The organism is Saccharopolyspora sp. NPDC050389 (genome assembly GCF_040655595.1).
Lineage (GTDB): Bacteria > Actinomycetota > Actinomycetes > Mycobacteriales > Pseudonocardiaceae > Saccharopolyspora.
Map to the genome: position 1 here is coordinate 26,001 of NZ_JBFAKG010000046.1, position 12,374 is coordinate 38,374.

Annotated in this window: 11 protein-coding genes; 8 read left to right on the forward strand and 3 right to left on the reverse strand. The window is 70.5% G+C overall.

The annotated features are described in order from the left end of the window. Positions 1-119: 119 nt before the first annotated feature. Complete coding sequence (locus AB0I53_RS27600) at positions 120-1,496, forward strand: M20 family metallopeptidase (protein ID WP_358608854.1); 1,377 nt, start codon at positions 120-122, stop codon at positions 1,494-1,496. Between the two features lie 34 nt (positions 1,497-1,530). Next, positions 1,531-2,805, forward strand: a complete 1,275-nt coding sequence (locus AB0I53_RS27605; RefSeq protein ID WP_358608857.1) for an MFS transporter — start codon at positions 1,531-1,533, stop codon at positions 2,803-2,805. 164 nt (positions 2,806-2,969) lie between these two features. Here AB0I53_RS27605 and AB0I53_RS27610 read toward each other — a convergent pair whose 3' ends face one another. Continuing rightward, complete coding sequence (locus tag AB0I53_RS27610; RefSeq protein WP_358608860.1) at positions 2,970-3,884, reverse strand: MurR/RpiR family transcriptional regulator; 915 nt, start codon at positions 3,882-3,884, stop codon at positions 2,970-2,972. A 79-nt stretch (positions 3,885-3,963) separates the two neighbouring features. On the opposite strand from AB0I53_RS27610, the gene AB0I53_RS27615 reads away from it, so the two are divergent. The 6 genes from AB0I53_RS27615 to AB0I53_RS27640 are packed head-to-tail and all read left to right on the forward strand — an operon-like array spanning position 3,964 to position 10,111. Further along, positions 3,964-5,094: a C45 family peptidase gene (locus AB0I53_RS27615; protein ID WP_358608863.1), complete on the forward strand. Its 1,131-nt coding sequence runs from the start codon at positions 3,964-3,966 to the stop codon at positions 5,092-5,094. Beyond that, positions 5,094-6,689 (forward strand): ABC transporter substrate-binding protein, encoded by a 1,596-nt coding sequence (locus tag AB0I53_RS27620; protein WP_358608866.1) that lies wholly within the window; start codon positions 5,094-5,096, stop codon positions 6,687-6,689. The genes AB0I53_RS27615 and AB0I53_RS27620 overlap by 1 nt, the downstream gene beginning before the upstream one ends. Next, the gene (locus AB0I53_RS27625) at positions 6,686-7,660 is read left to right on the forward strand and encodes an ABC transporter permease (protein ID WP_358608869.1); all 975 of its coding nucleotides are present in this window, start codon (positions 6,686-6,688) and stop codon (positions 7,658-7,660) included. The genes AB0I53_RS27620 and AB0I53_RS27625 overlap by 4 nt, the downstream gene beginning before the upstream one ends. Beyond that, positions 7,657-8,520, forward strand: a complete 864-nt coding sequence (locus AB0I53_RS27630) for an ABC transporter permease (RefSeq protein WP_358608872.1) — start codon at positions 7,657-7,659, stop codon at positions 8,518-8,520. The genes AB0I53_RS27625 and AB0I53_RS27630 overlap by 4 nt, the downstream gene beginning before the upstream one ends. Then, positions 8,517-9,305: an ABC transporter ATP-binding protein gene (locus AB0I53_RS27635; RefSeq protein WP_358608875.1), complete on the forward strand. Its 789-nt coding sequence runs from the start codon at positions 8,517-8,519 to the stop codon at positions 9,303-9,305. The genes AB0I53_RS27630 and AB0I53_RS27635 overlap by 4 nt, the downstream gene beginning before the upstream one ends. Further along, positions 9,302-10,111 carry an ATP-binding cassette domain-containing protein gene (locus AB0I53_RS27640; RefSeq protein WP_358608878.1) on the forward strand — a complete coding sequence of 270 codons (810 nt, stop codon included), beginning with the start codon at positions 9,302-9,304 and terminating at the stop codon, positions 10,109-10,111. The genes AB0I53_RS27635 and AB0I53_RS27640 overlap by 4 nt, the downstream gene beginning before the upstream one ends. 72 nt (positions 10,112-10,183) lie before the next feature. On the opposite strand, the gene rox is transcribed toward AB0I53_RS27640, so the two are convergent. Both rox and AB0I53_RS27650 read right to left on the reverse strand, forming a co-directional pair. Beyond that, a complete protein-coding gene (gene rox / locus AB0I53_RS27645) occupies positions 10,184-11,611 on the reverse strand; it encodes a rifampin monooxygenase (RefSeq protein WP_358608881.1) in 1,428 nt (475 codons plus the stop codon). A gap of 282 nt (positions 11,612-11,893) precedes the next feature. Next, a complete protein-coding gene (locus AB0I53_RS27650; protein WP_358608883.1) occupies positions 11,894-12,226 on the reverse strand; it encodes a hypothetical protein in 333 nt (110 codons plus the stop codon). Between the last annotated feature and the right edge of the window lie 148 nt (positions 12,227-12,374).

Below are 12,374 nucleotides of genomic sequence, written 5' to 3' on the forward strand. Positions count from 1 at the left end.
TGCATTGTCTTTTTGCTGCTGGTCACGCGGCGCTCCGCGTGGTTGAGTTTGCGAATCCAAGTCGCGCATCCGGCGTGGAAAACCCTTGGTGCGCAAGCGAATTCGGGGAGGACATCGCGGTGATCCGGGAAGTGGCAGTCGAGCGGGCGACGCGGTACTACGACTCCGGCGCGTTCCGCGCGGATCTCGCGCGCCGGGTCGCCTTCCGCACCGAGAGCCAGGATCCGCAGCGCGCCGACGTGCTGCGGGAATACCTCGTCGACGAGATCACGCCCGCCGTCGAACGGCTCGGCTGCACCGCGCGCATCGTCGACAACCCGGTGCCCGGCGGCGGGCCGTTCCTGATCGCCCACCGGCACGAGGACGACACCCTGCCCACGCTGCTCACCTACGGTCACGGCGACGTCGTGCCGGGCCACGACGCGCAGTGGCGCGACGGGTTGGACCCGTGGCAGATCACCGTCGACGGCGACCGCTGGTACGGCCGCGGCACCGCCGACAACAAGGGCCAGCACACCATCAACCTCGCCGCGCTGGAGCAGGTGCTCGAAACCCGCGGCCGGCTCGGCTTCAACCTCAAGATCCTGCTCGACATGGGCGAGGAGACCGGATCGCCGGGCCTGAGCGAGGTCTGCGCGGACCTCGCCGACGAGCTCGCCGCCGACCTGCTGATCGCCTCCGACGGCTGCCGGCTCGCCGCGCAGCGGCCGACGCTGTTCCTCGGCTCGCGCGGCGCCGTGAACTTCACGCTGCGCGCCAGGCTGCGCGACGCCGCCTACCACTCCGGCAACTGGGGCGGCCTGCTTCGCAACCCCGCCAGCGTCCTGGCCAACGCGCTGGCCAGCATGATCGCCCCCCAGGGAGCCGTGCGGGTGGAGGGCCTGCGGCCCGCGCCGATCCCAGCGGCGGTGCGGGCCGCGCTGGCCGACATCACCGTCGACGGCGGCCCGGGCTCGCCGCAGATCGACGCCGACTGGGGCGAGCCGGGGCTGACGCCGAGCGAACGCGTCTTCGGCTGGAACACCCTGGAGGTGCTGGCGTTCACCGCGGGCACCCCGCAGGCGCCGGTCAACGCCATCCCCGGCAGTGCGGAGGCGCACTGCCAGCTGCGATTCGTGGTCGGCACCGACTGGCGCGACGCCGAGCAGATCGTGCGCGCGCACCTCGACGAGCACGGCTTCTCGATGATCGACGTCGAGGTCACCAGCAGCGTCGCCGCCACCCGGCTGGACCCGGAGGACGAATGGGTCCGCTGGGCGCTGGAGTCGCTGCGGCGCACCACCGACGCCAAACCGGCGCTGCTGCCGAACCTGGGCGGCACCCTGCCCAACGACGCCTTCGCCGACGTGCTCGGGCTGCCCACGATCTGGGTCCCGCACTCGTACCCCGCCTGCGCCCAGCACGCTCCGAACGAGCACCTGCTGGGCACCGTGGCCCGCGAGTCGCTGGCGATCATGGCCGGCCTGTTCTGGGACCTCGGCGAGCCCGAACGCTGATCTTCTTTGTGGCACAAGACAAACGGAGAACTTGATGGCCACTTCCACCGCCTCGACAACATCGCACAAAGCGTTCCGGGTGATCGCGGCCGCCTCGATCGGCAACGCGCTCGAGTGGTACGACATCGCCGTCTACGCGATCTTCGCGACGGTCCTGTCGAAGGTGTTCTTCCCGGCGCAGGACGAGACGGTGTCTCTGCTGCTGACGCTGGGCACCTTCGGCGTCTCGTTCCTGATCCGGCCGATCGGTGCGGTGGTGCTCGGCGCCTACGCCGACCGCGCCGGGCGCAAGGCGTCGCTGACGCTTTCGATCCGGCTGATGGTGCTGGGCACCGCGATCATCTGCCTGATGCCCTCGTACGAGACGATCGGCGTGATCGCGCCGATCGGCATCCTGCTGGCGCGGCTGATCCAGGGCTTCTCGGCGGGCGGCGAATTCGGCAGCGCCACCGCCTTCATGGTGGAGCACATGCCGGGCCGGCGCGGTTTCGTGGCCAGCTGGCAGTTCGCCAGCCAGGGCCTGAGCACGCTGGTTTCGGCCGGGATGGGCGTGCTGCTGACCTCCGCGCTGAGCCCGGAGCAGCTCGAATCGTGGGGCTGGCGGATCCCGTTCGCGGTCGGCCTGCTGGTCGGGCCGGTGGGCTACTACATCCGGCGATTCGTCGACGAGGCGCCGGAATTCACCGCGGCGCAGACCGCCGAACCGCACTCTCCGGTGCGCACCGTGCTGCGCACCCAGAAGATCCGGATCCTGCTCGTGGTCGGCGCGCTGCTGGTCTCCACGGTGCTCAACTACACGATCACCTACATGCCGACCTACGCGATCAAGCAGCTCGGGCTGCCCGCGTCGACCAGCTTCGCCGCGACCCTGGTCACCGGCGTCGTGCTGACCGTCGTGACGCCGCTGGCCGGGCACCTGTCGGACAAGATCGGCCGGGTGAAGCTGATGGGCGTGTTCGCCGCGCTGATCCTGCTGCTGATCTACCCGATCTTCGCGACGCTGGTGGCATTCCGCGGATTCGGCGTGATGGTCGGCATGATGCTGCTGATCGGGCTGCTGAAGGCCTGCTACTTCGGGGCGCTGCCGGCGCTGATGTCCGAGCTGTTCCCGACCGAGACCCGGGCCACCGGCATGTCCATCGGCTACAACATCGGGGTCAGCGTGTTCGGCGGGTTCACGCCGTTCATCAGCACGTGGCTGATCGGCCTCAGCGGCACCAGCCTGGCCCCGAGCTTCTACCTCATGTTCGCGGCAGCGGCGAGCCTGCTCAGCCTCGTGGTGATCCGCCGCCGCATCGGCCTCCGCTGACGCAGGTCGTGACCGCGGCAGGGCGGTCGGGAGCGGCGCTTGCGCAGGTACGGGGCCGTGAGTGTTTTGGGGTGTTATAGCAGCCCAAAAGACTCACGGCCCCGTACCCAACCGCAGCGAGAACGGTCATTGCCCCCTGCCCCAACCGCAGCGAGGCCCCGAGGTCATTTGCGCAGCAGGCGTTCGCGCAGGGTCGTCAGGGTGTTGCGGGTTTCCACGGCTTGGGTTTCGTGGAGCGTCGCCACTCCGTGGACGAGGAGGTCCGTCAGGGTCAGCGCCGAGGTCGATTCGGCCGCGACCCGGCCCGCTCCGCCCGCCGCGTAGAGCGACACGTCCAGTTGCGGGGCGAACTGCTTGGCCAGGCGGCGTTCCGAGATCAGGATCCGGCGCGCGCCGACCACTTGGGCGTGGTCCAGCAGCACCTGCAGCTCCGGTAGAGCGCGACCGGGCAGGTAGATCACGACGACGTCGTCGCGGCCCAGCGGCAGCAGGTCGTCGGCGAGCCGGAAGCCGGTGCCGCCGACGAACCTGGCCCGCCGCCCGAGCCGGTTCAGCCGCAGCGCCAGGTGCCGCGCGCCGAGTTCCGAGCCGCCGACGCCGAACGCCATCACCTCGCGAGCGTGGGACAGCAGGCTCACCGCTGTGCGCACGTCTTCGAGCTTCAGCGCGGCCAGGGTGTTCTCCAGCTCGTCGCGGGCCTCGGTGAACACCGTGGCCATCGCCCGTTCCAGGTCCGGGCCGATGCTGGCCAGCCGCTGCTCCAGCCGGGTCGCCGGCGCCACCGTGGTCACCAGCGCCCGCCCGGCTTCGCGCTTGAGCTCCGGCAGCCCGCTGTAGCCGAGCTTGCGCGCGGTGCGGACCACCGTCGCGTCGCTGGTGCCGGTGTGCTGGCCGAGCTCCTCCGCGGTGGCGAAGACCAGTTGCTCCTGCGGCATGTTCAGCAGGTAGCGCGCCACCTTCTGCTCCGCGCGGGACAGCCCGTCGAGGCGCTCCTGCACCCGCGCGCGGAGGTCGTCGGCGGTGCCTTCCGGCTCGTCCTCGTCTGAAGTGTTCGCTTCAAGTCTTGACTTATCCGTCATTCTCACTACGGTCCTTGTAGCAGTCACGCCCATCACATTTTTTCTGTAGCAGATACTACAGCCCTTGGTGAGAGACCGGATGAGCAACTTGACACTTCCCACCGTGGAACTCCGCGGCACCGCACGGGAACGGGGCCGCCAGTACGGCGAGTTCGCCCGCGCCCAGATCGACCGAGCCCTCGCCTTCTACTCCGACGCGTTCGGCAAGGCGACCGGCCTGACCTGGCAGCAGGTCACCGCGCGGGTCGACGAGCTCCGCTCCCCCTGCCAGCGATTCGCCCCCGACCTGGTCGAGGAGATGACCGGCATCGCCGAAGGCGCCGCGGTCGACTTCACCGACGTCCTGGCGCTCAACGCGCGCGGCGAGCTCATCAGGGACAGCCTGCCCGCCGCCGACGAGGACGCCGACGGCTGCTCGTCGTTCGCCCTGCTGTCCGAGGCCAGCGGCGACAGCCACGTCTACTGTGGACAGAACTGGGACTGGCGGCACGGCATCCGGGACACCATCGTGGTGGCCCGCATCGTGCAGCCGCCGAAGCCGACCGTGGTGATGCACCTGGAGGCCGGGCAGGTCGGCCGCCAGGGCGCCAACTCCGCCGGGCTCGCGCTCAACGCCAACGGCCTCAACGGGAACTTCGGCACCACCCGCGGCGTCCCGCAGACCCTCATCCGCCGCAAGGTGCTCGACTCACCGAGCATGCACGAGGCGCTCGAGGTGCTCAGCAAGGCCGACCAGCAGATCGCCAGCAACGCGCTGCTGACGCACCGCGACGACTTCGCCATCGACATCGAGACGACGCCCAAGGCGCACGGCTGGATGTATCCCGAGGACGGAATCCTGGTGCACGGCAACCACTACCAGGCGTTCATCCCGCCGCAGCTGGCCGCCGACTACCGGCCCCGGCCGGTGGACTCCCTGTTCCGCGTGCCCCGCATCCGCACCGGGCTGCGCCAGGCTCGCACCGCCTCCGACGGCGATGCCGTGCGCAAGGCGATCAAGGACGCCTTCTCCGATCACTTCGGCTACCCGGAGTCGGTGTGCACCCATCCCGACGAGCGCACCGACGAGATCCGCCAGTGGTCGACCGTGCTGCACAACTGCATCGACCTCACCGCCGGCGAGTACTACGTGGCGGCGGGCAACCCGTGCACCGAGGAATACCAGCTGCTGCCGTGGAACCTCTACGACGGACCGGGTGGTGACGGCTGATGCGAAGATGCCTGGCCCTGCTCTCCGTCGGGCTGCTCGCCGGCTGCGGCAGTTCGGCGCAGCTCGGCGCGGTCCAGCTGGTGCCGAACACGCCGCCTGCGGTCGCGCCGGCCGGCGACATCACCTGGTTCCTCGACTCCGAGCCGCTCACCCTCGACACCGACTACCACGGCGCCACCACCGAGGACACCGTGGTGGCCAACCTCTGCGACCGCCTCTACCAGCTGCAACCCGACCTCACCGTCCGCCCGTGGCTGGTCGAGGAGCCGGCGATGCCGGACCCGACGACGTTCGTCTACCGGGTCCGCGACGGCGTCCGGTTCCACGACGGCAGCACGGTGACCGCCGAGGACGTCGCGTTCAGCCTGCGGCGGCACGCCGAGGACGGCAACGACGAATCCGACGAGTTCGGCAACGTCGAGTCCATCGACGTCACCGGCCCGATGGAAGTGACCGTGCGGCTGGAAGAACCGGACGCGCAGTTCAAGTACCGGATGGCCGGCGACGCCGGGATCGTCCTCAACGCCGGCCTGGTGAACCGGCTCGGCGACGACTTCGGCAGCCCCGGCCGGCCAGACGCGTGCAGCGGCCCGTACTACCTGGACCGCTGGGACGCCGGAGACAGCTTGACGATCAAGCGGTTCCCGGACTACTGGAACGCCGAGCTCCGGCCGCTGACCGAGAGCATCCGGTTCGTGTGGGGCGACGAGTGGGCGGCGGTCAACAGCCTGCGCACCGGCGCCGCCGACGGCGCCTACCTCGACGACCCGAGCATGGCACCCGCCCTGAGCACCAGCCCCGAGCTGTCCCTCCACTTCGGACTCACCACGTCGGCGTGGCAGCTCATCCCGACCGACCGCGGGCCGATGTCGGACGTCCGGCTGCGCACCGCGCTGTCGCTGTCGCTGGACCGCCAGGGCATGGCCGAGGCGGCGTTCCGGGGCGCCGCCGAGCCGTGGAAGCTGCCGGTCGGCGCGGGCACGTTCGGCACCGGCAAGGCCCTGTTCGAGCAGGCCTACCAGCAGATCCGCGATGTCCCGATCCGCCCCGGCGAGCAGGACCTGGCGCGCGCCCGCGAGCTCGTGCGGGAGGCGGGGCCGCCGTCGGAGCCGATCGTGGTGGCCAACGACGGCACCGCCGTGGGCAACGTGCTGGCCAACGGCGTCCGCGACGCCGGGCTGAAACTGGGGCTGCCGGTGGAGATCCGCACCGTGCCGCCCGCCCAGTTCTCGGAGCTGTTCGCCTCGCCGGAGGCGCGGGCCGGCGTCGACCTGCTCGTCAACGACTGGTACCTGTCCAAGCCCGACGGGCTGGGCATGTACGACAACGTGCTGCCCGACAGCGTCAACAACTACCTAAACTTCCGCGACGAGCAGTACGAGAGCACCTTCGCCTCGGCCGCGGCCACCTACGACGACCTGCAACGCGCCCGGCAGGTCATCCGGCTGCAGGACGAGTACCTCGAACACATGCTGTCCATCCCGCTGGTGATGGCCCCGACGACGCTGGCGATGAGCAACCGGCTCACCGGCGCGCCGGTCTCCAGCGCGTACCTGACCTATCCGTGGGCGGCCGATCTCGGGAGGCGGTCTTGATCGCGCTGTTGCGTTGGCTCGGCCAGGTGGTGATCACGCTGCTGGTCGCGTCGTTCCTGATCTTCGCCGCGATGTACCTGGCGCCCGGTGATCCGGCGACGGTGCTGGCCGGCGGCGCGGAGAACGCCAGCGACGAGACGCTGGCCGCGATCCGCGCGGAGTACCACCTCGACCAGCCGTTCCTGGTGCAGTACGTGCTGTGGCTCGGCGGCGTGGTGCGCGGCGACCTCGGCCGGTCGTTCGTCTACGGGCAGGACGTCGGCTTCCTGATCGCCACCCGGCTGGACACCACGGTGTGGCTGGCGCTCTACGCGGCGGTGCTGACCATCGCGATCGGCGTGCTGCTCGGCTCGCTGTCGGCGGTGCGCCGCGGGCCGCTGGACTCGGTGGTGTCGGCCGCGACGGCCATGCTGGCCGGGATCCCGCCGTTCGTCGCGGCCGTCGGGCTAATCGCCGCGTTCGGCGTCGGGCTGGCCTGGTTCCCGGTGACCGGCGCCGGCGAGGGCGTGCTCGGCAGGCTGCACCACCTGACGCTGCCGGCCGTCTCCCTGGCGGTGGTGTCGCTGGCGACCATCACGCGGGTCACCCGGCAGTCCATGGTGGACATCCTGGTGCAGGACCACGTCCGGGTCGCCCGCACCCGGGGCATCCCGGAGCGGCGCGTGATCGGCCGGCACGTGCTGCGCAACGCGGTCGGCCCGATCGCCACGATGGCGGGCATGATCACCGCGAGCCTGCTGGCGGGAACGGTGGTGGTGGAGTCCGTGTTCGGGCTCAGCGGCGTGGGATCGCTGCTGGTCAACGCCATCAACACGAAGGACTTCCCGGTCACGCAGGCGGTTCTGCTGTGCATGGTGCTGGCGTACGTGGTGACGACCGGGCTGACCGAGCTCGTGCAGCACCTCGCCGATCCGCGGCTGCGCCGGGCCCGGCGCGCGGGTGTCCCACGACAGGCAGGAGCGGCGGCATGACACTGTCCGGATCACTCGTCGCCGACGCAGCGGTCTCGGCCGGGCGACGGCGCAACGGCCCGCTGTTCTGGGGCGCCGCAAGCATTCTCGCGATCCTCGGGCTCGCCGCGCTGGCCGCGCCGCTGATCGCGCCCTACGACCCGACGGCCACCGATTTCGACTCGATCCTCGTCCCGCCGGGCGCCGAGCACCTGCTGGGCACCGATCAGCTCGGCCGCGACATCCTGTCCCGCATCCTGCACGGCGCCCGCACCAGCCTGATCGCACCGCTGGGCGTGCTGGCCATCGCGCTGCTCCTCGGCCCGGTGCTGGGCGTCGTCGCGGCGTGGCGCGGCGGCTGGCTGGACGCGGTGGTCTCCCGCGCGACCGATGCGCTGATCGCCTTCCCCGGCCTGCTGTTCGCGGTGCTGACCATCGCGGTGCTCGGCACCGGTGTCGCCGCGTCGGTGGTGGCCTTGGGCCTGGCGTACTTCCCGGCGGTCGCCAAGATCACCCGCAGCGCCGCGCGGGCCGAGCGGCAGCGCCCGTACATCGAGGCCTACCGGGTGCAGGGCATGGGCGGCGCCGCGATCTGCCTGACCCGGTTGCTGCCTCGAGTGATGCCGATCGTGCTCGGCTACGCGGTGGTGCTCTTCGGCGACGTGCTGATGGCGCTGGCGAGCCTGAGCTACCTCGGTTTCGGCTCGCAGCCGCCGTCGTCGGACTGGGGCCTGATGGTCGCGGAGGGCCAGTTCGCGATGCTCGAAGGCGCGATGGCCCCGACGCTGGTGCCCGGCGCGATGATCGCGGTCGCGGTGGTGGCGTTCAACATCGTCGGCGTGCGGATCGCCGACCGGCTCGGCAGGGTGGAGCGGTCATGAGCCTGGCAGAACTCCGAGACCTGACCGTGGGTTTTCCCGGCGCGCCGATCCTGCGCGGGATCGACCTGCACATCGACGCGGGCGAAGTGGTCGGGCTGGTCGGCGAGTCCGGTTCCGGCAAGTCGACCGCCGCGATGAGCATCGCGGGCGTGCTGCCGGACGCGGCCGAGGTGTCCGGACGGATCACAGTGGACGGTCGGGACGTGCTGGGCATGTCCCCGGCTGCGCTGCGGGAGCTGCGGACCCGCAAGGTCGGCGTGGTCCAGCAGGAGCCGCGGGCCGCGTTCAACCCGGTGCGCCCGGTCGGGCACTTCCTGACCGAGCAGCTGCGCACGAATCTCGACTGGTCCCAACAGGATGCCCGCGACCGGGTGGTGGGGCTGATGCGCGAGTGCGGGCTGCGGGAACCCGAGGCCATGCTCGCGCGGTATCCCCACGAGTTCTCCGGCGGCATGCTGCAACGGCTGGTCATCGCCGCAGCCCTCGCGCCGGAGCCGGAGCTGCTGCTGGCGGACGAAGCGACCAACGCCCTGGATGTCACCACGCAGGCCGAGATCATCGGGATCCTGGGCCGAGCGCGCGCCGATCGCGGGCTCGGGATCCTCTTCATCACGCACGATCTGCCGCTGGCGGCGGCGTTCTGCGATCGCGTGGTCGTCCTGCGCTTCGGCGAGGTGGTCGAGGAGCAGGGCGCGCGCGAGCTGTTCACCGCGCCCAAATCCGCCTACGCCGCGGAACTGCTCGCCGCTGTGCCGATGTTGGACGAGGACGGAGTCGACGCATGACGCTCGAAGTGACCGGCCTGCGCAAATCGTTCGGCCCGACCCGGGCGGTCGACGACGTGTCGCTGACCGTGCCCGATGGCGGCTCGCTCGGCCTGGTGGGCGAATCCGGTTCCGGCAAGAGCACGATCGCCCGCATCCTGGCCGGCCTGGAACGCCCCGACGCCGGCGAGATCGCCTTGGACGGCACGCCGGTCGAGACGCGCCCGCGCGCCGGCCGGGCGCGGCTGGCGCGGGCGAAGGCGATCCAGCTGGTGTTCCAGGACCCGTACCTCTCGCTCGACCCGGCGGTTCCCATCGGCCGCTGCCTCGGCTCGGTGCTGCGCCTGCACGGCTGGTCGGATCGGGCGAAGCGGCAGGCCCGGGTCGGCGAGCTGCTCGACCAGGTCGGCCTGGATGCGGCGAAGCGGCATGCGGTGCCCCGGGAACTCAGCGGTGGCCAGCGGCAACGCGTGGCGATCGCGCGGGCCGTCGCGGTGCAGCCGAAGCTGCTGATCCTCGACGAAGCGGTTTCCGCGCTGGATGTTTCGGTGCAGGCGCAGATCCTGCGGCTGCTGGCCGAACTCCGGCGGGACACCGGCACGGCGCAGCTGTTCATCAGCCACGACCTGGCCGTCGTCAACGAGGTCACCGACACGATCGCGGTGCTGCTGCGCGGCCGCCTCGTCGAAAGCGGCATCACCAGCGACGTTCTGCGCGCACCGGAACATCCCTACGTGCAGCTGCTCAAGGACTCGGTGCCCCGGCCGGGCTGGAACCCGGCGGACGTCGCGGCTCGCCGCGCCGAACTCCCGGAACTGGCGGGCTGATTCGCGGCGAGGCGTCGGCCCCGGCCGGTGTGGAGGCCGGCCGGGGCTCCGCTTTCGGGCCGGACCGCGCGTTCAGTCGACGGGCGCGCCGAACCACTTGGGCAGCTGACCGAGCAGATCCTGCTGATCTTCACCGACCCACGCCACGTGGCCGTCCGGCCGCAGCAGCACCGCGGGCACGTCCAGTTCCTCGCTGACGTCGACGACGTGGTCGACCCGATCCGCCCAGCCCGCCACCGAGAGCCGGCCGGTCTGGTCGAGCAGCAGCCCGCGGCCGCCGTGCATCAACGCGTAGAGGCGACCTCGCTTCAGCCCCACGTCCCGCATCCGCCGGCCGAGCAGTTCGTGGCCCTCGCCGAAGTCGTAGCGGACGCCGACCGCGCTGATCATCTCGGTCACGTACCGGTTGACCTCCTCGAAGTCCATCAGCTTCGAGAACAGCTCCCGCAGCGCGGTCGCACCCGGATCGGCTCCCAGCAGCGTGATCTGCGCGCGGGTGTTGTCCAGCACACGGGCGCCCTCCGGGTGCCGTTCGGCGTGATAGGTGTCCAGCAGCCCGTCCGGAGCCCAGCCGCCGACCGCGGCGGCCAGCTTCCAGCCGAGGTTGAACGCGTCCTGCACTCCGAGGTTGAGCCCCTGCCCGCCGGTCGGCGGATGGATGTGCGCCGCGTCGCCGGCCAGCAGCACCCGGCCGACCCGGTAGCGCTCGGCCAGCCGGGTGGCGTCGCCGAACCGGGACAGCCAGCGCGGCGAGTGCACCCCGAAGTCGGTGCCCGCGAAGGCCTGCAGCTGCTTCTTGAACTCCTCGATGGTCGGCGCGGTCGCGCGGTCCTCGGCAACGCCGTCGGCGGGCACGACGACGCGGTACACCCCGTCCCCGATGGGGATGGCGCCGAACCGCAGTTGGGTCTTGCGGACCTCCTCGCCAACGGCGGCAACCGTCGCCGGATCCTCGGTCAACTCCATCTCACCCAGCAGCGTCTCGACCTTGGCGGGCTCGCCGGGGAAACCGACGCCGAGTCGCTTGCGCACCGCGCTGCGGCCGCCGTCGCACCCGACGAGGTAGCGCGAGCGCAGGTGCGTACCGTCCGCCAGCTCGACGGTCACCTCGTCCTCGTCCTGGCTCAGCCCGATCACTTCGCAGCCGCGCCGGATCTCGGCACCGAGTTCGAGGGCGCGCTCGTTGAGCAGCCGCTCGGTGACCGGCTGCGGGTGGGCGAGGCTGTAGGGGTGAGCCGTGTCCAGCCGGTCCGGCCACGGCTTTTGGATGCCGCCGAAGTGACCGCCGACCTGGAACTTCTTACTGACCGCGGCGAAGCGGTCCAGCAGGCCGCGCTGGTCCATCAGCTCGACGCTGCGCGCGTGCAGGCCCTGCCCGCGGGACTGCCCGGTCGGCTCGGTCAACTTCTCCAGCACGACCACGTGCACGCCGTGCAACCGCAACTCGCTGGCCAGCATCAAGCCGGTCGGTCCGCCGCCGACCACGATCACGTCAATCATCAAAACGCCCGTTCAACGAGATTGGATTTCCGGTCAGCCGCTCCGCGCGATCCGGCGGCACGCACACCCGCACGTACTTCGCGAATCCCTGATTTCCCCAGGTTCTGGCTTCGAGCGAAGATTCTGCGGTACAACCCGGGTCTTGCCGCAAGCCCCCCGGTGCGCTATACCTTGAAAAGGGCAGGGAGCACGTAGTCTCCTCAGCGGCAGCGCGCCGCGTGCGGCGGTGCGCCGATCCGGGAGGATCTCCCCTTCTAAAGGCCGACCGGTGCTTCGCGGCGCTTATGGTGCGATGACAGATTCCGAAGAACCAGATCGCATGATGTAGTCGATGTGCACCTGGCGCGCGATGAATCGCCCGTTCTCAACATTGGCCGAGATGGCCACCGGGGCGAGCGAGTTCCCGTCCGGGAGCCCGGCGTAATGCAGTCCGGGGATCGCCCCCAGGATGCCTTTCCGCTGGACGGGCGCCCCGCGGTCATCAAGCGCACTGTCCGGCAAGATCCGGTAGTCCGACCCGAATCCGGTGCACCAGATGATCGTCGCGATGCCGTGGCGCGCCAGGTCGAGCTTGTTCCCGAAGTTGGATATGCGATCCATGTCGACGTCGGGCACCGGCCTTTGCTCTGGCACCACAAAGCCCCGCTCGCGCATACCGGTATCGATCTTGTGAATGATCTGCCGAAACGAGCGAGCAGATTCCTCCGCGATCGCAACGACATTGTCCTCCAGCAGAAGAACACCATGCTGCGCCGCGCACAGA

Coding starts and splice junctions, on each gene's coding strand:
- AB0I53_RS27605 (WP_358608857.1), top strand. CDS start 1,531: ATGGCCACTTCCACCGCCTCGACAACATCGCACAAAGCGTTCCGGGTG.
- AB0I53_RS27610 (WP_358608860.1), bottom strand. CDS start 3,884: ATGACGGATAAGTCAAGACTTGAAGCGAACACTTCAGACGAGGACGAG.
- AB0I53_RS27615 (WP_358608863.1), top strand. CDS start 3,964: ATGAGCAACTTGACACTTCCCACCGTGGAACTCCGCGGCACCGCACGG.
- AB0I53_RS27620 (WP_358608866.1), top strand. CDS start 5,094: ATGCGAAGATGCCTGGCCCTGCTCTCCGTCGGGCTGCTCGCCGGCTGC.
- AB0I53_RS27630 (WP_358608872.1), top strand. CDS start 7,657: ATGACACTGTCCGGATCACTCGTCGCCGACGCAGCGGTCTCGGCCGGG.
- AB0I53_RS27635 (WP_358608875.1), top strand. CDS start 8,517: ATGAGCCTGGCAGAACTCCGAGACCTGACCGTGGGTTTTCCCGGCGCG.
- AB0I53_RS27640 (WP_358608878.1), top strand. CDS start 9,302: ATGACGCTCGAAGTGACCGGCCTGCGCAAATCGTTCGGCCCGACCCGG.
- rox (WP_358608881.1), bottom strand. CDS start 11,611: ATGATTGACGTGATCGTGGTCGGCGGCGGACCGACCGGCTTGATGCTG.